Annotated in this window: 21 protein-coding genes; 17 read left to right on the top strand and 4 right to left on the bottom strand. The window is 64.4% G+C overall.

The window, feature by feature from the left end:
- Positions 1-142: 142 nt before the first annotated feature.
- From nuoF to aac(6'), 16 genes are all read left to right on the top strand, one after another.
- The gene (gene nuoF / locus ACETPF_RS01810) at positions 143-1,471 is read left to right on the top strand and encodes an NADH-quinone oxidoreductase subunit NuoF (RefSeq protein WP_373932552.1); all 1,329 of its coding nucleotides are present in this window, start codon (positions 143-145) and stop codon (positions 1,469-1,471) included.
- Positions 1,471-1,887 carry a clan AA aspartic protease gene (locus tag ACETPF_RS01805; protein ID WP_373932551.1) on the top strand — a complete coding sequence of 139 codons (417 nt, stop codon included), beginning with the start codon at positions 1,471-1,473 and terminating at the stop codon, positions 1,885-1,887. Before nuoF ends, ACETPF_RS01805 begins: the two co-directional genes overlap by 1 nt.
- A complete protein-coding gene (nuoG, locus tag ACETPF_RS01800; RefSeq protein ID WP_373932550.1) occupies positions 1,880-3,886 on the top strand; it encodes an NADH-quinone oxidoreductase subunit NuoG in 2,007 nt (668 codons plus the stop codon). Before ACETPF_RS01805 ends, nuoG begins: the two co-directional genes overlap by 8 nt.
- Before the next feature lie 130 nt (positions 3,887-4,016).
- Positions 4,017-5,060, top strand: coding sequence for an NADH-quinone oxidoreductase subunit NuoH (gene nuoH / locus ACETPF_RS01795; RefSeq protein WP_373932549.1), 1,044 nt, complete (start codon positions 4,017-4,019; stop codon positions 5,058-5,060).
- Positions 5,057-5,470 (top strand): hypothetical protein, encoded by a 414-nt coding sequence (locus ACETPF_RS01790; protein ID WP_373932548.1) that lies wholly within the window; start codon positions 5,057-5,059, stop codon positions 5,468-5,470. Before nuoH ends, ACETPF_RS01790 begins: the two co-directional genes overlap by 4 nt.
- A complete protein-coding gene (gene nuoI, locus ACETPF_RS01785; RefSeq protein WP_373932547.1) occupies positions 5,470-5,955 on the top strand; it encodes an NADH-quinone oxidoreductase subunit NuoI in 486 nt (161 codons plus the stop codon). Before ACETPF_RS01790 ends, nuoI begins: the two co-directional genes overlap by 1 nt.
- Before the next feature lie 163 nt (positions 5,956-6,118).
- Positions 6,119-6,730, top strand: a complete 612-nt coding sequence (locus ACETPF_RS01780) for an NADH-quinone oxidoreductase subunit J (protein WP_373932546.1) — start codon at positions 6,119-6,121, stop codon at positions 6,728-6,730.
- A gap of 115 nt (positions 6,731-6,845) precedes the next feature.
- Positions 6,846-7,151 carry an NADH-quinone oxidoreductase subunit NuoK gene (gene nuoK, locus ACETPF_RS01775; RefSeq protein ID WP_009821720.1) on the top strand — a complete coding sequence of 102 codons (306 nt, stop codon included), beginning with the start codon at positions 6,846-6,848 and terminating at the stop codon, positions 7,149-7,151.
- 8 nt (positions 7,152-7,159) lie between these two features.
- The gene (nuoL, locus tag ACETPF_RS01770; RefSeq protein ID WP_373932545.1) at positions 7,160-9,253 is read left to right on the top strand and encodes an NADH-quinone oxidoreductase subunit L; all 2,094 of its coding nucleotides are present in this window, start codon (positions 7,160-7,162) and stop codon (positions 9,251-9,253) included.
- The gene (locus tag ACETPF_RS01765; RefSeq protein WP_373932544.1) at positions 9,253-10,800 is read left to right on the top strand and encodes an NADH-quinone oxidoreductase subunit M; all 1,548 of its coding nucleotides are present in this window, start codon (positions 9,253-9,255) and stop codon (positions 10,798-10,800) included. Before nuoL ends, ACETPF_RS01765 begins: the two co-directional genes overlap by 1 nt.
- Positions 10,800-12,236: an NADH-quinone oxidoreductase subunit NuoN gene (nuoN, locus tag ACETPF_RS01760; RefSeq protein ID WP_373932543.1), complete on the top strand. Its 1,437-nt coding sequence runs from the start codon at positions 10,800-10,802 to the stop codon at positions 12,234-12,236. The genes ACETPF_RS01765 and nuoN overlap by 1 nt, the downstream gene beginning before the upstream one ends.
- 44 nt (positions 12,237-12,280) lie before the next feature.
- The gene (locus tag ACETPF_RS01755; protein ID WP_373933045.1) at positions 12,281-13,039 is read left to right on the top strand and encodes a biotin--[acetyl-CoA-carboxylase] ligase; all 759 of its coding nucleotides are present in this window, start codon (positions 12,281-12,283) and stop codon (positions 13,037-13,039) included.
- Between the two features lie 12 nt (positions 13,040-13,051).
- Complete coding sequence (locus ACETPF_RS01750; RefSeq protein WP_373932542.1) at positions 13,052-13,834, top strand: type III pantothenate kinase; 783 nt, start codon at positions 13,052-13,054, stop codon at positions 13,832-13,834.
- Positions 13,831-15,468, top strand: coding sequence for a ribonuclease J (locus ACETPF_RS01745; RefSeq protein ID WP_373932541.1), 1,638 nt, complete (start codon positions 13,831-13,833; stop codon positions 15,466-15,468). The genes ACETPF_RS01750 and ACETPF_RS01745 overlap by 4 nt, the downstream gene beginning before the upstream one ends.
- Positions 15,469-15,479: 11 nt before the next feature.
- Entirely contained in the window at positions 15,480-15,749 is a 270-nt protein-coding gene (locus tag ACETPF_RS01740; protein ID WP_373932540.1) for a DUF1467 family protein, read from the top strand.
- Positions 15,746-16,210: an aminoglycoside 6'-N-acetyltransferase gene (gene aac(6') / locus ACETPF_RS01735; protein WP_373932539.1), complete on the top strand. Its 465-nt coding sequence runs from the start codon at positions 15,746-15,748 to the stop codon at positions 16,208-16,210. Before ACETPF_RS01740 ends, aac(6') begins: the two co-directional genes overlap by 4 nt.
- Positions 16,211-16,234: 24 nt before the next feature.
- Here the strand turns inward: aac(6') and ACETPF_RS01730 are convergent, their stop codons facing one another.
- The 4 genes from ACETPF_RS01730 to lepB all read right to left on the bottom strand — a co-directional run bounded on the left by ACETPF_RS01730 (position 16,235) and on the right by lepB (position 19,188).
- Positions 16,235-16,618: a DUF1330 domain-containing protein gene (locus ACETPF_RS01730; RefSeq protein WP_373932538.1), complete on the bottom strand. Its 384-nt coding sequence runs from the start codon at positions 16,616-16,618 to the stop codon at positions 16,235-16,237.
- Positions 16,619-16,632: 14 nt separating this feature from the next.
- A complete protein-coding gene (era, locus tag ACETPF_RS01725) occupies positions 16,633-17,541 on the bottom strand; it encodes a GTPase Era (RefSeq protein ID WP_373932537.1) in 909 nt (302 codons plus the stop codon).
- Between the two features lie 154 nt (positions 17,542-17,695).
- Positions 17,696-18,367: a ribonuclease III gene (gene rnc / locus ACETPF_RS01720; RefSeq protein WP_373932536.1), complete on the bottom strand. Its 672-nt coding sequence runs from the start codon at positions 18,365-18,367 to the stop codon at positions 17,696-17,698.
- The gene (lepB, locus tag ACETPF_RS01715; protein ID WP_373932535.1) at positions 18,364-19,188 is read right to left on the bottom strand and encodes a signal peptidase I; all 825 of its coding nucleotides are present in this window, start codon (positions 19,186-19,188) and stop codon (positions 18,364-18,366) included. Before lepB ends, rnc begins: the two co-directional genes overlap by 4 nt.
- A gap of 177 nt (positions 19,189-19,365) precedes the next feature.
- On the opposite strand from lepB, the gene pgi reads away from it, so the two are divergent.
- Positions 19,366-20,868: a glucose-6-phosphate isomerase gene (gene pgi, locus ACETPF_RS01710; protein ID WP_373932534.1), complete on the top strand. Its 1,503-nt coding sequence runs from the start codon at positions 19,366-19,368 to the stop codon at positions 20,866-20,868.
- Positions 20,869-21,031: the final 163 nt, after the last annotated feature.

Below are 21,031 nucleotides of genomic sequence, written 5' to 3'. Positions count from 1 at the left end.
TCCACCGTTCGTCCAGAGTAGCCACTGAGCTTGTCGAAGTGGCGTATCGAAGGACGGTTGTTGCGCATGACCCTTCGATACGGGTCTTCGGCTTCGCTCAGCCCCTACTCAGGGCGAACGGATGTCAGATGGGACTGTTCGCATGACCGACGCACCCGCACCCGCCCCCTTCGTTGGCCCGCTCGCCGACAAGGACCGCATCTTCACCAACGTCCATGGCTTCCAGGATTGGGGCATCGACGCCGCCATGAAGCGCGGCGATTGGGACAATACCAAGAAGCTGCTCGAAATTGGGCAGGACGAGATCATCAATATCATCAAGGCGTCCAACCTGCGCGGCCGTGGCGGCGCGGGCTTCCCGACCGGCATGAAGTGGAGCTTCATGCCCAAGGAAAGCAAGGACGGCCGCCCGAGCTTCCTGGTGATCAACGCCGACGAATCCGAACCCGGTTCGTGCAAGGACCGCGAGATCATCCGCCACGATCCGCACAAGCTGATCGAAGGCGCGCTGATCGCCGGTTTCGCGATGCGTGCGCGCGCCGCCTATATCTACATCCGCGGCGAGTTCATCTATGAGGCGAAGGTGCTCTTCGCCGCCGTGGAGCAGGCCTATGAAAAGGGCTTCCTCGGCAAGAATGCCTGCGGGTCGGGCTATGATTTCGACGTGTTCGTCCATCGCGGCGCGGGTGCCTATATCTGTGGCGAGGAAACCGCGCAGATCGAAAGCCTCGAAGGCAAGAAGGGCCAGCCGCGCCTCAAGCCGCCCTTCCCGGCGGGCGCGGGCCTCTATGGCTGCCCGACCACGGTCAACAATGTGGAATCGATCGCGGTCAGCCCCACGATCCTCAGGCGCGGCGCGGCGTGGTTCAACGGCTTCGGGCGCGAGAATAATCGCGGCACCAAGCTGTTCCAGATCAGCGGCCATGTAAACAAGCCCTGCGTGGTCGAGGAAAGCATGTCGATCCCGTTCCGCGAACTGATCGACCGCCATTGCGGCGGCATCCGGGGCGGGTGGGACAATCTGCTCGCGGTCATTCCCGGCGGCTCGTCGGTGCCTCTGGTGCCTGCGAAGGAGATCATGGACGCGCCGATGGACTTTGACGGGCTGCGCGCGCTTGGGAGCGGCCTCGGCACCGCCGCCGTCATCGTCATGGACAAGTCCACCGACATCGTCCGCGCGATCAGCCGCCTCAGCTATTTCTACAAGCATGAAAGCTGCGGCCAGTGCACGCCCTGCCGCGAAGGCACTGGCTGGATGTGGCGCGTGATGGAGCGGTTGCGCACCGGCGACGCCGACCAGAGCGAGATCGACATGCTGTTCCAGGTGACCAAGCAGGTCGAAGGCCACACCATCTGCGCGCTGGGCGATGCGGCAGCCTGGCCGATTCAGGGCCTGATCCGCCACTTCCGCCCGGAAATCGAACGCCGGATCGCCGAACGCGGCGCGCCGGTGATGGAGGCGGCGGAGTAATGGGGCTGGTTCGCCAACATATCCGGCTGTCGAATTTCGCTGAACCGCAGATCGAAGAAGTCGATGCGAATGCGCTGGTGGATAGCGGTGCGCTCGAACTGTGCATTCCGCGCCTGATCGCCAAGCAACTCCGCCTGACGAAGGTAGAAGAGCGCAAGGTCCATCTGGCCGACGGTCGCGTGGAGATTGTCGACTATGTCGCGCCGGTCAAGATCGAGGCTTTCGGGCGCTCGGCCGTCGCGGGTGCGCTGGTGATGGGGGATATGGTCCTGCTGGGCGCGATCCCGATGGAATCCATGGACGTGCTGATCGATCCAGTTCGCCAGCAGCTGATTCCGAACCCTGAAAATCCTTTTATTCCCGGAGCACTCGCCATGGGTTTCACCTATGCCGAAAAGGGCGACGATCATGCCTAAAGTCAAAGTAGATGGCGTAGAAATCGACGTCCCGGCGGGCGCCACGGTCCTTCAGGCGTGCGAACTGGCCGGCAAGGAAATCCCGCGCTTCTGCTATCATGAGCGCCTGAGCATCGCCGGCAATTGCCGCATGTGCCTGGTCGAGGTGAAGCCCGGACCGCCCAAGCCGCAGGCGTCGTGCGCGCTGCCGGCGGCGGACAATCAGGAAATCTTCACCCAGACCGAAATGGTGAAGAAGGCCCGCGAAGGGGTGATGGAGTTTCTGCTCATCAACCACCCGCTCGATTGCCCGATTTGCGATCAGGGCGGCGAGTGCGACCTTCAGGACCAGTCGGTGGCCTATGGCCGCGGCGCGTCGCGCTATGACGAGAACAAGCGCGCCGTCACCGAGAAATATATGGGGCCGATCGTCAAGACGGTCATGACCCGCTGCATCCAGTGCACCCGCTGCGTGCGCTTTGCCGAGGAAGTCGCCGGCGTGCCGGAAATCGGCGCGATCTATCGCGGCGAGAATATGCAGATCACCACGTACCTCGAACATGCCGCCAAGAGCGAGCTGTCGGGCAATGTGGTGGACCTGTGCCCGGTGGGCGCGCTGACGTCCAAGCCCTATGCGTTCGAGGCGCGGCCGTGGGAGCTGAAGAAGACGCACGCCATCGATGTGATGGACGCGGTCGGCACCAACATTCGCCTCGACAGCCGTGGTCGTCAGGTGCTGCGCGCCGTGCCGCGCATCAATGACGACGTGAACGAGGAATGGGCGTCGGACAAGACGCGCCACAATGTCGATGGCCTGGTGCGCAAGCGGCTCGACAAGCCGTTCGTGCGCAAGGACGGCAAGCTGGTTCCTGCGACCTGGGAAGAGGCGTTCAAGGCCATCGCGGCCGTTCCGCATGGCGGCAGTGTCGCGGCCATTGCCGGCGACCTGCTCGATTGCGAGACGATGTTCGCCGGCAAGCTGCTGGTCGAAAAGCTAGGCGGCACGATGCTGGAGGGACGGCAGACGGGCCTGGCCTATGACGTGTCGAGCCTGTCGGCGGTGGTGTTCAACACGCCGCTCGCCGATCTGGAAACGGCGGACGTCATCCTGCTGGTCGGCACCAATTTGCGCTGGGAAGCGCCGCTGGTGAACACGCGGCTGCGCAAGGCGATCAAGCGCGGGGCGAGGGTGTTCGGCATCGGGCCGGAACATGACCTGACCTACAAGGTCGAATGGCTGGGCGACGATGCGGCGCTGCTGGGCAAGCTGCCGCAGGCGGTGCTTGATGCGTTCGGCGGCGCGGCGCGGCCGGCGATGATCGTGGGCGGCGGCACGCTGGCAAAGGACGGCGCGCATGGCGACACGCTGGCGCTGGTCGAGACGCTGGGCCTGATCAAGGACAACTGGAACGGCTATAATGTCGTGCATTTTGCCGCGGCGCGGATGGGCGGGCTGATGCTCGGCTGGGCGATGGACGGCGGCGTCAAGGCGATGGCGGCGGCCAAGCCCAAGCTGCTCTTCTCGTTCGGCGCGGACGAGGTGGATTATTCGGCGTTCGGCGAAAGCTTCAAGGTCTATGTCGGCCATCATGGCGACAAGGGCGCGCATGCGGCGGACGTGATCTTGCCGGGCGCAAGCTATGCCGAGAAGGCGGGCACCTACGTCAATCTGGAAGGCCGGGTTCAGCGCGGCGACAAGGCCGTGTTCGCGCCGGGCGATGCGCGCGAGGACTGGTCGATCCTGCGGGCGCTGTCCGACGTGATGGGCGCGCGGTTGCCGTTCGATAGCTTTGAGCAGCTTCGCACCCAGATGGCGGAGGCGGTGCCGGCGCTGGGGGTCGAGGGGCTGGCCGACTATGGCTGGTCCGTGCCCAAGTTGCCGACCGGGGCGACCGGCGCGATCGGGTCGCCGATCAAGGATTATTACCTCACAAACGCGATCTGCCGCGCCAGCCCGACGATGCAGCAATGTTCGGCGGAACTGGTCCATGGCGAGACCTTTGCGGAGGCGGCGGAGTGATGCCGTTGGCCGCGACCACCCACAGCCGTTCGGTTCGAGCCTGTCGAGAACTGCGCGCCAACTTCTCGACTGACGCTTCTCGGCTTCGCTCGAAGCTGCTCGAAGCGAACGGGGAGGGTAACGAGAAGTAATGACCGCTTTCTTCCAAAATCTGGGCCTGCCGTTCGAGGGCGCGTGGTTCGTTTCGACCATCATCGGCATTTTGCTGATAGCGCTGCCGGTCATGCTGGCGGTGGCGATGATCATTTATGCCGACCGCAAGATCTGGGCGGCGATGGCGTTGCGGCGCGGGCCGAACGTGGTCGGCCCGTTCGGGCTGCTCCAGTCCTTCGCGGACGGCCTGAAGGTCTTCCTTCAAGAAACCATCATCCCGTCGGCCGCGAACAAGACCCTGTTCCTGATCGCGCCGATCATCACCTTCACCGTCGCGCTGATGGCCTGGGCGGTGGTGCCGTTCCAGGTCGGCGTGGTGCTGGCGAACATCAATGTCGGCCTGCTCTACATCCTCGCGATTTCGTCGCTCGGCGTTTATGGCGTGGTGCTGGCGGGGTGGGCGTCCAACTCCAAATATCCCTTCTATTCCGCGATTCGCGCGTCGGCGCAGATGATTTCCTACGAAGTCTCGATCGGCTTCATCCTGATCTGCGTCGTGCTGTGGGCGGGCAGCTTCAACCTGACCCAGATCGTGGAGAGCCAGAAGGGCTATTATGGCTTTCTGAACGGCAACGGCTTCAATCCGCTGCTCTTCCCGATGGCGATCATGTTCCTGATCTCCGCGATGGCGGAAACGGCGCGCGCGCCCTTCGACCTCACCGAAGCGGAAAGCGAGCTGGTCGCGGGATACCAGACCGAATATTCGTCGATGGCTTTCGCCCTCTACTGGCTCGGCGAATATGCCAACGTCATCCTGATGTGCGCGCTGAACGCCATCCTGTTCTGGGGCGGCTATCTTCCGCCCGTGGACTGGGCGCCGCTCTATTGGGTGCCGGGCATCCTCTGGCTGTTCGCCAAGATCCTGTTCTTCTTCTTCGTCTTCTCCTGGGTGAAGGCGACGGTGCCCCGTTATCGCTATGACCAGCTGATGCGGCTGGGCTGGAAAATCTTCCTGCCGACCTCGCTGCTGTTCGTGTTCCTGGTGTCGGGCTTCCTCATGCTGACGAGGTATGGGGGATGATGGGGTTAGCATTTGCCGCGCTTGCGAGCATCTGTACCGCAAGCACATTCGGATCATCGGGTGATCAATTTGTGATTGAACTTACCCGGGATGGAGCTGTGCCTCATGTGGCGGTGCGTTCAAATGAGCGTACGTCATGGTTGACAGGCCGCGTTGACGCGAGCCGCAGCATCGTCCGTGTGTTTGATCGTGACGATGGGTCCAAAGTTCTAATGGGCGATGCGCGAGGTGGCGCGGACGGAAAATATTATTCGATCCAGTTAAGTGGCGATGTTGTTGGCGGCAAAGCTGAAAATCTTTCTGTAGATGTAGTTAGCTACACCGATGACACCTATCGGAAAGGATACAAGCGAATAGTATCCGCAGATTGCAAAAGCGTGTCGGGCGAGTTTAGCGTGGAAGGCTTGTGATGAGCGTCGGATACTACGTCAAATCCTTCACCCTCTGGGAGTTCATGAAGGCGCATTGGTTGACCTTGAAGTATTTCTTCAAGCCCAAGGCGACCATCAACTATCCCTATGAAAAGAACCCGATCTCGCCGCGCTTCCGGGGCGAGCATGCGCTGCGTCGCTATCCCAACGGGGAAGAGCGCTGCATCGCGTGCAAGTTGTGCGAGGCCATCTGTCCGGCGCAGGCGATCACCATCGAGGCGCAGCCGCGCGAGGATGGTAGCCGCCGCACCACGCGCTATGACATCGACATGACAAAGTGCATCTATTGCGGCTTCTGCCAGGAAGCCTGCCCGGTGGACGCGGTCGTGGAAGGGCCGAATTTCGAATTTTCGACCGAAACCCGCGAGGAGCTGATCTACGACAAGGCCAAGCTCCTCGAGAATGGCGACAAGTGGGAACGCGCGATCGCCGCGAACCTTGCCGCCGATGCGCCCTATCGGTAATGGGCGTGCGGAATCTCCAAGAGCCGTTCGGCCTGAGTAAGGACCGAGCTTGTCGAGGGCCTGTATCGAAGGCTCTGCGCGCGTCCTTCGATACGCTGCTTCGACAGGCTCAGCAGCTACTCAGGATGAACGGGGTAGGGGCCGAGGGGGCCGAGTATATCCAATGATCCATGTAATCGCCTTCTACCTGTTCGCGACGCTCGTCGTGTGCAGCGGTGCGCTGACGATCCTGTCGCGCAACCCCGTTCATTCGGTGCTGTGGCTGATCCTCGCCTTCTTCAACGCGGCCGGCCTCATGGTGCTGCTGGGGGCCGAATTCATCGCGATGCTGCTGGTCATCGTCTATGTCGGCGCGGTCGCGGTGCTGTTCCTGTTCGTCGTCATGATGCTCGACATCGATTTTGCCGAACTGCGCGCGGGGTTCGTCGATTATCTGCCGTTCGGCCTGCTGATCGCGGCGGTGCTGCTGGCCGAGATCGTGCTGGGCATTGGCCTGTGGAGCGCGGGGCCCATCGAACTGGCGCAGCGTGCCGCGCCGGCCAACCCGGAACTGAGCAACATCCAGGCGATCGGCGGGCTGCTCTATACGCGCTACATCTTCCTGTTCGAGGCGGCGGGCATCGTCCTGCTGGTGGCGATGATCGGCGCGATCGTGCTGACCCATCGGGCGCGGGGCGGGGTGCGCGGCCAGAATATCGCCCGCCAGAACCAGCGCCGGCCGCAGGACGCGGTGCGCAACGTCAATCAGCCCGTCGGGCAGGGGGTGGAGCTGTGATCTTTCGCACCGTCATGCCAGCGAAGGCTGGCATCTCGGGCCGGCTGGCGCGGCACGTGGGGCATGAGACCCCAGCATTCGCTGGGGTGACGGCCTCCTTCGAAAGGATGCCGTCATGATCGGCCTGCAACATTATCTGGTCGTGAGCGCGATCCTGTTCGTGATGGGGGTGCTGGGCATCTTCATCAACCGCAAGAACGTCATCATCATCCTGATGGCGATCGAGCTGATCCTGCTGAGCGTGAACATCAACCTCGTCGCTTTCAGCGCCTTCCTGGGCGATCTGGTCGGGCAGGTGTTCAGCATGTTCGTGCTGACCGTCGCGGCGGGCGAGGCGGCCATCGGCCTTGCGATCCTCGTCATCTATTTCCGCGGTCGCGGCACGATTGCCGTCGATGACATCAACCAGATGAAGGGCTGAGCCGTTTCATGATCCAGCTTATCGTCCTTCTTCCCCTGCTGGCGGCGGCCATTGCCGGCCTTGGCAACAAGGCGCTGGGCAAGCTGCCGGCCAAGATCGTCACCACCGGCGCGCTGTTCGCCAGCTGCGCCATGAGCTGGCCGATCTTCATCGGGTTCCTGACCGGCCATAGCGAAGCCTATGTGCAGCCGCTCTTCACCTGGATCGAAAGCGGCAGCTTCGACGCGCAATGGGCGCTGCGGGTGGACACGATGACGGCGGTCATGCTGGTGGTCATCACCAGTGTGTCGAGCCTCGTCCACCTCTACAGCTGGGGCTATATGGAAGAGGAGCCGGATCAGCCGCGCTTCTTCGCCTATCTCTCGCTCTTCACCTTCGCGATGCTGATGCTGGTGACGGCGAACAACCTGCTCCAGATGTTCTTCGGCTGGGAAGGGGTGGGCCTCGCTTCCTACCTCCTCATCGGTTTCTGGTTCCGCAAGCCGTCGGCCAACGCCGCCGCGATCAAGGCGTTCGTGGTCAACCGCGTCGGCGACCTCGGCTTCATGATGGGGATTTTCGGCACCTATCTGGTGTTCAACACCATCTCCATCCCCGAAATCCTGGAGGCCGCGCCGTCGATGGCCGGCTCCACCATCGGGTTCCTGGGGCACCGCTTCGACACGATGACGGTGCTGTGCCTGCTGCTGTTCATCGGCGCGATGGGCAAATCGGCGCAGCTTGGCCTCCACACCTGGCTCCCTGACGCGATGGAAGGCCCGACGCCGGTGTCGGCGCTGATCCACGCGGCGACCATGGTGACGGCGGGCGTGTTCATGGTGTGCCGCCTGTCGCCGATGTTCGAGACGTCGCCGACGGCGCTTGGCTTCGTGACCTTCATCGGGGCTGCGACCTGCCTGTTCGCGGCGACGGTCGGCACGGTGCAGAACGACATCAAGCGCGTGATCGCCTATTCGACCTGTTCGCAGCTGGGCTACATGTTCTTCGCAGCGGGTGTCGGCGCTTATGGCGCGGCGATGTTCCACCTCTTCACCCACGCCTTTTTCAAGGCGCTGCTGTTTCTGGGCGCGGGATCGGTCATCCATGCGATGCACCATGAGCAGGACATGCGCTATTATGGCGGCCTGCGGAAAGAAATCCCGGTCACCTTCTGGACGATGACGCTGGGCACCCTCGCCATCACCGGCGTCGGTCTGCCGCTGATCGGCTATGGCTTTGCGGGCTTCTATTCCAAAGACGGCATACTGGAAGCGGCCTTCGCGTCGGGCGGATCGGGCGTGGGCGCATATTATGTCGGCATCTTCGCCGCGCTGCTGACCAGCTTCTATAGCTGGCGGCTGGTGTTCCTGACCTTCTTCGGCAAGCCGCGCTGGGCCGCTTCGGAGCATATCCAGCACGCGCTGCATGACGCGCACGGGCATGACGATCATGCCACGCACGGCCACGGGTCGGAACATGACAATGCGCCGGCGCAGGAAGATGCGGGCCATGATCCCCATGGGCATGAGGCGGGCGCGCATGCGCTGCCCACCGGCACCGGCGGCTATCATCCGCATGAGAGCCCTTGGGTCATGCTGGTGCCGCTCGTGGTGTTGAGCCTTGGCGCGGTGTTCGCAGGGTTCGTCTTCCATGACCAGTTCATCGGACCGGAGGGCGGGATCGAGTTCTGGAAGGGCGCGCTCGCGTTCGACAGTCATCTGATGCACGCGGCGCATGAAGTGCCGACCTGGGTCAAGTTCGGGCCGTTCGCGGTGATGTTGACGGGGCTGCTGATCGCCTGGCTGAGCTACATCAAGAACACCGACTGGCCGCGGCGTTTCGTCTCGCAGTTCGGCGCGCTGTACCAGTTCCTGCTCAACAAATGGTATTTCGACGAGCTGTATAATGTCCTGTTCGTGAAGCCCGCCTTCGCCATCGGCCGCTTCTTCTGGAAGTTCGGTGACGTGGGCTTCATCGACCGCTTCGGCCCCAATGGGCTCGCCGCGCTCGTGGTGCAGGGCAACAGGATCAGCCGCCGGCTCCAGTCCGGCTACCTCTACACCTACGCGCTGGTGATGCTGATCGGGCTCGCCGCGGCCGCAACCTGGGCGATGACACGATAATGGACGGCTTCCCCATCCTTTCCCTGATGATGGCAGTGCCGATGGCGGGGGCCATCGCCTGCCTCTTCGCGGGCGCCAATGCCGCGCGCTGGATCGCGCTGATCGCGACCTTGGTCGATCTGGTGCTGGGCATCGTCCTCTGGGCGAACTTCGACCAGGGCGGCCTCCAGTGGCAGTTCCAGGAATATGCACCGATTTTCGGTCGCTTCGCTTGGGCGCTGGGGATCGATGGCATCGCGCTGATGCTGATCGTCCTGACCGTGTTCCTGATGCCGATCTGCATCGGCGCGAGCTGGGAAGCCATTCAGAAGCGCGTCGGCGAATATATGGCGGCCTTCCTGTTCATGGAGGTGCTGATGATCGGCGTCTTCACGGCGCAGGACATCTACCTTTTCTACGTGATGTTCGAGGCCGGCCTGATCCCGATGTACCTGATCATCGGCATCTGGGGCGGCGCGGACCGCATCTACGCCAGCTATAAATTCTTCCTCTACACGCTGCTCGGCTCGGTTCTGATGCTGATCGCGATGATGTGGATGGTGCATGAGGCCGGCACGACCGAAATCCCGGCGCTGATGGCCTATGATTTCGACCCGCATGTCCAGACGTGGCTGTTCCTGGCCTTCTTCGCCAGCTTCGCGGTCAAGATGCCGATGTGGCCGGTCCACACCTGGCTGCCCGACGCGCACGTGCAGGCGCCGACCGCAGGGTCGGTCATTCTGGCCGGTGTGCTGTTGAAGATGGGCGGATACGGCTTCATTCGCTTCTCGCTGCCGATGTTCCCGGAAGCCTCGGCGCAACTCGCCTGGCTGGTCTGGGGTCTTTCGATGGTCGCGGTGGTCTATACCAGCCTCGTTGCGCTGGTGCAGAGCGACATGAAGAAGCTGATCGCCTATTCCTCGGTCGCGCACATGGCGATCGTGACGGTCGGCCTGTTCGCCTTCAATCAGGCGGGCATAGAGGGCGCGATGATGGTGATGCTGGGCCACGGCCTGGTGTCGGGCGCATTGTTCCTGTGCGTCGGCGTCATCTACGACCGGCTGCACACGCGCGAGATCAGCCGTTATGGCGGGCTCAGCATCAACATGCCCAAATATGCGGTGCTGTTCCTGCTGTTCACCATGGCCTCGGTCGGCCTGCCGGGCACGTCGAATTTCGTCGGCGAATTCCTGTCGCTGATGGGCATCTATCAGGCATCGAGCTGGGTGGCTCTGGTCTGCACGACCGGCATCATCCTCGGCGCGGCCTATATGCTCTACCTCTATCGCCGCATCGCCTATGGCGAGCAGGTCAATGCCGACGCGGCGGCCATGCCCGACCTGTCGGTGCGCGAGATCGCGCTGCTGGCGCCGATTGCGGCGGCGGTGCTGTGGATGGGCGTCTATCCGGAAAGCTTCCTGGCGCCGATGCGGTCCGACATCCGTGCGCTTGAAGCGCGCCTGGCGCCGGCGGCGCCCGCAGGCGATTCCCACATCAAGATGGGCGCGCCCAAGCCTGCCGGCGGCGCCACCCATGAAGAAGCTAGCGCGCACGGGGAGGCGCACTGATGATCGATTCCGCTTCCCTTCTGGCGGTTCTGCCGGAACTCATCCTGACCGCTGGCGGCCTGGTGCTGATGCTGGTCGCGGCTTTTGGCGGCGACGGCACGGCGCGCGTCGTCAACTGGCTGGCGGTGCTGACGCTGGCGATTGCCGGCGTCTCGATCTCGACCTCGGTCGCGCATGGTCCCGACGCATTTGACGGCCTCGTCCGCGCCGACGCCTTCTCCGCCTTCGCCAAGGCGCTGATCTACGGTGCGGCGGCGGCTGCGATCCTGCTCGCGCCGCGCTTCTTCCAGACCGATGGCAAGGAGCGGCCGGAATATCCGGTGCTGATCCTGTTCAGCAGCATCGGCATGGGCATGATGGTGTCGGCGGGTGACCTGCTGACCCTTTATGTCGGTCTCGAAATGCAGAGCCTTGCCGCCTATGTGCTGGCGAGCTTCATGCGGCAGGATGGGCGTTCGTCCGAAGCGGGGCTCAAATATTTCGTGCTGGGGTCGCTGGCGAGCGGCATCCTGCTCTATGGCTCGGCGCTGCTCTATGGCTTCACCGGGACGACGGCGTTTGACGGTATCGCGGTGGCGATGGGCGACGGCGTGTCGAACGGCGAACTGTTCGGCATGGTGTTCCTGCTCGCCGGTCTCGCCTTCAAGATGAGCGCCGTGCCCTTCCACATGTGGACGCCCGACGTGTATGAAGGCGCGCCCACGCCCGTCACCACCTTCTTCGGCAGCGCGCCCAAGGTCGCCGCTATGGGCCTTGCCGTGCGCGTGGCGATCGAGGCGCTGGGGCCGGCGGGCCTCGACTGGCAACAGATCGTGATCTTCGTGGCGCTGGCCTCGATCATTCTCGGTGCGGTGGCGGCGATCGGCCAGACCAATATCAAGCGGCTGATGGCCTATTCGTCGATCAACAATGTCGGCTTCGCGCTGATCGGCCTCGCCTGCGGCACGCCTGCGGGTGTCGCCGCGACGATGAGCTACATGGCGATCTATGTCGTGATGACGATCGGCGGCTTCGCGTGCGTACTCCAGATGCGCGACGCGCACGGCAAGCCGGTCGAGACCATCGCCAGCCTGTCCGGCCTGTCGCAGAGCCGCAAGGGGCTGGCCGCTGCCTTTGCCATCTTCATGTTCTCGATGGCCGGCATTCCGCCGCTGTTCGGTTTCTGGGCGAAGTTCCTGGTGTTCGACGCGGCGGTCGCCGCCAACCTGACCGCGCTTGCCGCCTTCGGCATCGCGGCCTCGGTGATCGGCGCCTTCTATTATCTCAAGATCATCAAGACGATCTATTTCGACGAGCCGGCCGCCGCCTATGAGGCGAAGGGCGGGGCGGTCGAGAATGTCATCCTGACGGCGTGCGCCGTGGTGATCGTGTTCGGTTATCTGCTCAATCCCATGCTGGATGCGGCGAGCGCGGCGGCGGCGGCGTCGCTCTTCTGACGTTGCTTCGTTACGTCGAGGAGACCGGCTCCACCAACGCCGACATGCTGGCGCTGGCGGAGCAGGGCGCGCCCGAAGGCACATGGTTGCGCGCCGGTCGCCAGACCGGAGGCAAGGGGCGGATGGGGCGGTCCTGGGAAAGCCCGCACGGCAATCTTTATTGCTCGACGCTGGTGCGGGTGGGGCCGAACGATCCCGCGCCGCATACGCTGGCGCTGGTCGCGGCCAATGCGGTTCATGCCCTGGTTGCGCCCTTGTGCGGTGAGGGACGTGATCCTGCGGACGCAGGAGCCCAGGGTGCAAGCCACTCCAGTCATCCCTGGGCTCCGGCTTTCGCCGGAGCACAAGCTGCGGCGGGGCCAGGCGTCACCAAGATCAAATGGCCCAATGACATCTTGGTCGATGGCGCAAAGATCGCCGGCATCCTGCTTGAGCGGGTGGGCGATGCGATCGTCGTCGGCATCGGCGTCAATGTGACGGGCCATCCCACCGGCCTCGACCGTCCCGTCACCAGTCTGGCGGCACAGGGCGCTGCCGACGCGGAAGCGGGCGCCTTGCTGGAACGGCTGGCGCAGATTTTCGCCCATTGGCTCGGCATCTGGCGCGCACAGGGGCTGGAGCCGGTGCGGGTCCACTGGCTGCTCAACGCCCACCCCGCCGGCACGCCGATGCGCGTCGCCTCGCCCGATGGAGAGGTGGTAGAGGGCGCGTTCGATACTCTGGACCGTAACGGCATGCTGATCCTGCGCTTGGCGAACGGGCAGAGCCGTGCCATTCACGCCGGCGACGTCATTCTCACCTGAAGGACAGGCCCCATGCTTCTCGCGATCGACGCGGGCAACACCAATGTGGTTTTCGCGCTGCTCGACGGGCGGGAAATCCGCGCGCGCTGGCGGATCGCCACCGATCCGCGCCGCACCGCCGACGAATATGCGGTGTGGCTTAATCAGCTGCTGATGCTGGAGGGCTATGGCATCGCCGATGTGAGCGCGGTCATCATCGCCACGGTGGTGCCCCGCGCGCTGCACAATCTTCAGGTGCTGGCCGACAAATATTTCAAGACCAGCGCGCTGGTCGCCGGGCAGGCGCCGGTCGAATGGGGCATCGAACTGGACGTGGCGGAGCCGGCCTCGGTCGGCGCCGACCGGGTTGTAAATGCCATCGCCGCCCACCATCTTTACGAAGGCGATTTGATCGTCATCGATTTCGGCACGGCAACCACGTTCGACGTGGTCGACTACACGGGCGCCTACAAGGGCGGGATCATCGCGCCGGGCATCAACCTGTCGCTCGACGCGCTGGTCGCGGCGGCGGCGAAACTGCCCAAGATCGCCATCGCCGCGCCGGAGAGCACATCGGTAGTCGGCCGCACGACCGAAGCGCAGATGCATATCGGCGTCTTCTGGGGCTATGTGGCGATGATGGAAGGATTAGTGGCGCGGATGCGCGCCGAAATAGGCCGCCCGGCTCGGGTGGTCTCCACCGGGGGCCTCGCGGTCCTCTTCAACGACAATAGCGATATTTTCGATGCGATCGCGCCGGACCTAACCATTCAAGGTCTTGCGCTATTGTACGAACGGAGTTTGAAAAAAGAATGACACCTGGAAATGAGCTGCTCTTCCTGGCCCTTGGCGGGTCGGGAGAGATCGGCATGAACGTCAACCTTTACGGCTGTCAGGGCAAGTGGGTCATGGTCGATCTCGGCCTGACCTTCGCGGACCCTGCCTATCCCGGCGTGGAGCTGGTGCTGCCGGACCTCTCCTTCATCGAGGATCGCCGCGACGACCTGCTCGGCATCGTGCTGACCCATGGGCATGAGGATCATATCGGCGCGATCCCCTATCTGGCCGCCGATCTGGGTGTGCCGCTTTATGCCACGCCCTTTACCGCTGGCCTCATCCGGCTGAAGCTGGAGGAAGAGGGCCTGACGAGCGACGTGAAGCTGCACGTCATCGAGAATGAGGGCAGCTTCGCGCTCGGCCCGTTCGGTTTTCGTTATGTGCCGCTGGCGCATTCGATTCCCGAAGGCAACGCGGTGCTGATCGACACGCCGCACGGCCGCATATTCCACACCGGCGACTGGAAGCTGGACGAGCAGCCCTTGCTCGGCCAGCCATCGACCCCGCAGGAACTCACCGCGATCGGCGACGAAGGCGTATTGGCGCTGGTGTGCGACAGCACCAACGTCTTCAATCCCGAGGCCAGCGGTTCCGAGAGCGAGGTGCGCGAGGGGCTGATGCAGACCATCGCCGGGGCCAAGGGACGGGTGCTCGTCACCACCTTCGCGTCGAACGCCGCGCGGGTACAGACGCTGGGCGAAGTCGCCATCGCCACCGGGCGCAAGCTGTGCGTCGCGGGGCGCTCGCTCGACCGGATCATCGGCACCGCGAAGGCTGCGGGCTACCTCAAGGACTTTCCGCCGCTGGTGGATTGGGACGACGCGATGGCGCTGCCTCGCGACGAGGTGATGATCGTCGCGACCGGCGGGCAGGGGGAAGCGCGTGCGGCACTCGCCCGCATCGCCTTCGACAGCCATCCGATCAAGCTGAGCGAGGGCGATATGGTCGTCTTTTCCTCCAAGCAGATCCCCGGCAACGAGATCGCCATCGGCCGCATCCAGAATGCGCTCGCGCAGAAGAACATTCTGATGGTCACCGATCGGCAGGCGGAGGTCCATGTGTCGGGCCATCCCGGCCGACCTGAGTTGGAGGCCATGTATCGCTGGATCAGGCCGCAGATTTTGCTGCCCGTCCATGGCGAGCGCCGCCATATGGCCGAGCAGGCGCGGCTGGGGATCGCCAGCGGCATCCCCCATGCGGTGGTGCAGTCCAATGGCGACCTGTTGCGGCTGGCCCCTGGCGCGCCTGCGATCATCGGGCATGAAGAGACCGGGCGGCTGGTGCTGGATGGCGACGTCATCCTGCCGGCCGACGGATCGACGATGAACGAGCGCCGCAAGGTCGCGCTGCACGGGCAGATCAGCGTCGCCGTGGCGCTCGACCGCAAGGGCAAGCTGATCGGTGATCCCGCGCTCCGCACCCAGGGCGTGCCGGTAGAGGAGGACAAGGACGCCTTCCTTGCCGAAGCGGCCGACGAAGCCGCCGCCGTGATCGCCAAGGGATCGTCCGAGCAGGAGGCGCTGCGCGAGCGAGTCCGCCTTGCCGTCCGCCGCACCGCAACCCGCTGGACGGGGAAGAAGCCGGTGGTGGACGTGCTGCTGATCCGCGCCTAAAATCGCAAGCTATGAACTGGTACGCGATCTTCGCCATTTACTTCCTGATATGGGTCATCAGCGCGTTCGTGATGCTCCCCTTCGGCATCCGCACGCCCGACGAGACTGGCGAGGTGCTGCTGAAGGGGCAGGCGGACAGCGCGCCGAGCAATTTCCGGCCGGGCTTGGTGGTTGTCCGAGCGACGATATTATCAGCTGTGCTGTTCGGCCTTTACTACGCCAACTATGTGCAGGGCTGGGTAACGATCGACATGCTGCCGGGATATCCCGCCGCGCGATGAGCGAGGGGGTGTCGCAGATCGTGGCCGCGGGCGCGCGTCATGTCGAGCGCTGGGCATTGATGCGCGCGGCGCTTTGGCCCGAGGGGAGCATTGCCGAGCATCGCGAGGAGATTCTCGACCTTTTGCGGCAAGGCGACGGCAAGGGGGTCACGCTGCTGGCTTTGGACGCGCAGGACGAGGCGATCGGTTTTGTCGAAGTCGCGCTACGCCATGATTATGTGAACGGTTGCGAAACTAGCCCGGTTGCCTTTCTGGAGGGCATCTATGTCGATCCCGATGCGCGGCGGCGGGGGGTGGCGGCGGCGCTGACCCGCGCGGCGGCGGACTGGGGGCGGGCGAGGGGCTGCACCGAGATGGCATCGGACGCCGACATCGCCAACGCCGCCAGCCATGCCTTCCACGCGGCGATCGGCTTTGCCGAGACCGAGCGGGTGGTCTATTTCAGGCAGTCCATCGGCTGATCGGATTTGCGCTGAGGCGATGTGTCAGGGTGCGGGCGGCGCGACGCCTTCGACGATGAACTGGCGGCCGGTGGCGGCGCGGCGGCGCAGGGTCAGGGCTTCCTGTTCCTCGGGCGAAAATTGGAATGTGCGGGCGGCGGCGAGGCTCGGAAATTCCATGATGACGACGCGCGGGGCGGGCGGAGCGCCTTCCGCCGGCACGGTTTGGCCGCCGCGCGCGAGATAAACGCCGCCATATTTGGCCGCGGCGACCCCTGCCTTGACGATATAGGCTTTATAGGCCTCGGGGTCGGTGATGGTGATTTCGGCGATGACATAGGCCTTGGGGGCAGGCGGTGTTTGGGCGTGGGTTGGGCCGGCAAAGCCCAGGCCGATCATCATCGCCGTCCATCGCAGAGTGCCGCCCATGCCCGTTCTCCCTCTCAATCCACCCAGTCCAGCCCGATGTCGCGGTAGATGAAGCGGTCGTCCTCCCAATCCTCCTTCACCTTGACGTGGAGGTAGAGGTGGACCTTGACGCCCAATAGCTGGGCGAGTTCGGCGCGGGCTTTCGATCCGATTTCCTTCAGGCGCTGGCCGCCCTTGCCCAGCACGATGGCGCGCTGGGTCGGGCGGGCGACGAGGATTTGCTGGTGGATTTCGACCGATCCGTCCTCGCGCTCCTTATATTGCTCGGTATCGACGGCGGCGGCGTAGGGCAGTTCGGCGTGAAGCTGGTGATAGAGCTGCTCGCGGGTGATCTCCGCCGCCAGCATCCGGTCGGTGGCGTCGGAGACCTGATCCTCGGGGAAATGCCACGGCCCTTCCGGCATGGCGTCGGCAAAGGCGGTCTTGAGCTGCGCGAGGCCGTCGCCGGTCTGGGCGGAGATGAAGAAGGTCTCTTCAAAGCCGATGCGCTCGTAAAGCTTCTGGGTGTGGACCAGCAGCTTTTCCTTGATGGCGATGTCGACCTTGTTGAGGATCAGCCATTTGCGTTCGGGACGGTGGACGAGCGCCTCGACGATCGGTTCCATCTTGGGACCGAGGCCCGCCTTGCCGTCGACGATCAGGGCAATGAGGTCCGCGCCCTGCGCGCCGCCCCAGGCGGCCTGCACCATGGCGCGATCCAGCCGGCGCCTGGGCGCGAATATGCCCGGCGTGTCGACCAGCACGATCTGCGCGTCGCCATCGATCGCAACGCCCATCACGCGGGTGCGGGTGGTCTGCGCCTTGGGGCTGGTGATCGCGACCTTCTGCCCCACAAGGGCATTCACCAGCGTGGACTTGCCCGCATTGGGGGCGCCGACGATGGCGACGACGCCGCAGCGTTGGTTGTTGGTTTCGGTTTCCAATTCTACTCCGTTCGCCTTGCGACAATCCCGTCATCCCGGCGAAAGCCGGGATCCCGCTTCTGCTCTGGCGTTTCAGAAGAAAAGCGGGATCCCGGGTCAAGCCCGGGATGACGATGATGCTTTAGGTCTTTTCTCCAGTGAGAGGAAGCGGGGCTCACCCAACCAACTTTTCCAGCAGCGCTTTGGCCGCCGCGGTTTCCGCTTCCTGCTTCGATGCGCCGGTGGCGCTGGCCTCGCCTGCGCCGTTGATGCTCACGGTCACGGTGAAGCGCAGCGCGTGCTGGGGGCCGGAGCGGTCGGTGAGGGCGTATTCGGGGGGCTTGCGCCTGTTGGCGGCGGCCCATTCCTGAAGCGCGGACTTGGGGTGGCGCGGCGCGCTGGTCTGGGTGTCGACGCGGTCGCCCCAGAGGCGGCGGACGAGGGTGCGGGCTTCGGCGAGGCCGCCCTCCAGATAGAGCGCGCCGATCAGCGCTTCCATGACGTCGCCCAGCACATTGTCGCTGTCCGCCGCGCCATCGTCGCGCGCCTGCTTGCCCAGGATCAGATGGTCGGCGACCCCCGCGCCGCGCGCGATTTCCGCGCAGGTTTCGCCCGAGACGAGCGCGTTGTAGCGGCGGGACAGTTTGCCTTCGGGTTCGGCGGCGTAGCGTTCGAAGACCCATTCACCGATCAGCAGGCCAAGGACGCGGTCGCCCAGAAATTCTATCCGCTCATAATTGTCGGGGCTGGCGCTGCCATGCGTGAGCGCTTGCGCGAAGGCGGCGCGGTTGGTGGGCGCGCGGCCGATCAGATCCTTGAGCCAGGCGTCGGTGTCCGGCTTGCTCAAAAGCCTTCCCCGATGCGGCTCCAGCGGGCGGCGGTGAACCAGGTCCAGGGGAGCAGCCAGTTCGCGCTGCCGTCGGTCGAGAACACCGAGATCAGCGCCTTGCCCACGAGGTTCTTTTCAGGGACGAGGCCGATGCCGCCGCCTTCGACCGCCGGGAAGCGGCTGTCGGCGCTGCGGTCGCGATTGTCGCCCATCATGAAGAGATGGCCTTCGGGCACCAGCACCGTGTCGCGATCGTCCGCCGGGCCATCGGGCACCAGGTCGAGGACGTTATAGCTTTTCCCGCCGGGCAGCGTTTCGCGATATTGGGGGTAGCGGCACTGGCGGCCGCCGCCCGGCGCGGCTTCCTCGAACTCGGGGCGGTAGCAGGGGGACGGCGCGCCTTCCTTCTCGGCGGCGTCGACCATGTTGGCGCTGGCGGGGATGACGAGGTCCGCGACCTTCTGCTTGGGGATCGCCTGGCCATTCAGGTAAACGGTGCCGCCACGCACCGCGATCATGTCGCCGGGAAGGCCGATGACGCGCTTGATATAATCATTCTTCTGGTTCGGCGGCGCCTTGAACACCACCACATCGCCGCGCTGCGGCGTCGAGGCGAAGATGCGGCCGGGGATCAGCGGGACGCTGAACGGCAGCGAATAGCGCGAATAGCCATAGGGCCATTTGGCGACCAGCAGATAGTCGCCGATGAGGAGGCGCGGCTGCATCGATTCCGACGGGATGTTGAAGGGCGAGACGATGAAGCTGCGCAGGATGAAGACGAACAGCCCCAGCTTGACGAGAAACCAGATGAAATCCCGTGTTTCGGATTTGGCGGTCATGCGGGTGCGTTACGTCCTTCTTGTCGGCCCGGAAAAGGCCCGTCGCGGCTTTTGCGGTGTCGTTATCCCCGCGTCAAGCATGGCGGAGGGTGCATAAACGCGCCTACCTGTCTAGGTAAGGCCCGAATCGACAGGTGCAGCGTCGATCTCGACCAACGCCATGGAAGGACATTTCGCATGACCAGCCCTGCATTGGCGGCCATCGCCGCGCTGCCGCAAGCCGATCTCAAGACGATTTTCGATACCGACCCCGATCGCCTGTCCCGCCTGGTTCTGACCCACGGGCCGCTCCGCTTCGACTGGTCCAAGACGCATCTGACGCCCGCGCTGTTCGACGGCTTCGTTGCGCTGGCCGAGGCGCAGGGCTTTAAGGCGCAGCGCGACGCGCTGTTCGCGGGCGAGGCGGTGAACAATACCGAAGGCCGCGCCGCCGAGCATCCCGCCGAGCGCGGCGAGGGCAAGGCCGAAAGCGTCGCGCGCGCCAAGGCGCTGCATGCGCGGATGCGCGCGCTGGTCGATGCGATCGAGGCGGGCGCGCTGGGCGAAATCCGCCATATCCTGCATATCGGCATCGGCGGGTCGGCGCTCGGCCCCGACCTGATCATCGACGCACTGGACGGCGATGGCATCCGTTATGACGTGGCGATCGTGTCCAATGTCGACGGCACTGCGCTCGAACGGGCGATGGACAGTTTCGACCCTGAGCATACGCTGATCGCGGTCGCCTCCAAGACATTCACCACCACCGAGACGATGCTGAACGCCGCGAGCGCGATCAACTGGATGGTCGAGGCCGGGGTGGACGACCCCTATGGCCGGGTGGTCGCGCTGACCGCATCGCCCGACAAGGCAATCGAATGGGGCGTGGACGAAACGCGCATCCTGCCCTTTTCGGAGTCGGTCGGCGGGCGCTACTCGCTCTGGTCCTCGATCGGCTTTCCCGCCGCGCTGGCGCTGGGATGGGATGCGTTCGAGAGCCTGCTGGAGGGCGCGGCGGCGATGGACCGGCATTTCCGCCTGTCGGCACCGCATGAGAATGCGCCGCTGATCGCGGCCTTCGTCGATCAATATTATGCGCGGGTGCTGGGGTGCCAGACGCGCGCGCTGTTCGCCTATGACGAGCGGCTGAAGCTGCTGCCTTCCTACCTCCAGCAGCTGGAGATGGAGAGCAACGGCAAGAGCGTGACCCGCGACGGCCAGCCCGTGGAGGGGCCGACCGCGCCGATCACCTGGGGCGGGGTGGGCACCGACGCGCAACATGCGGTGTTCCAGCTGCTGCATCAGGGGACGATCCTGACCCCGGTCGAGTTCATCGCGTCGATCGAGCCGGGCCATACGCTGGACCCCGCGCATCATCGCGCGCTGCTGGTCAACTGCTTCGCGCAGGGGGCGGCGCTGATGCGGGGGAAGGCGAACGACGCGGACCCGGCGCGCGCCTATCCGGGCGGACGGCCGTCCACCACGATCCTGATGGAGGATGTGACGCCCGAGGCGTTGGGCGCGCTGATCGCCTTCTACGAGCATCGCACCTTTGCCAACGCGGTGCTGATGGGGATCAACCCGTTCGACCAGTTCGGGGTCGAGCTGGGCAAGGAGATCGCCAAGTCGATCGAGGCGAATGGGGCGACGGGGTTCGATCCGTCGACGATGGCGCTGATCGAGGTGGCGCTGGGGGGATGAACATAATTCCTCTCCTTTAAGGGGAGGTGGCTGGCCGCAGGCCAGACGGAGGGGTGTCATGCTATCGAGAGGGCGACACCCCTCCACCACTTCGTGGTCCCCCTCCCCTTCCAGGGGAGGATTTGGGGTTTGTAACTCACCCGCTCACCCGCCATATGCGCCG

Origin of the sequence: Sphingobium agrisoli (assembly GCF_041877245.1) — a bacterium.
In the GTDB taxonomy this organism is placed as follows: domain Bacteria; phylum Pseudomonadota; class Alphaproteobacteria; order Sphingomonadales; family Sphingomonadaceae; genus Sphingobium.
This window is presented reverse-complemented; position numbering and strand designations above follow the sequence as displayed.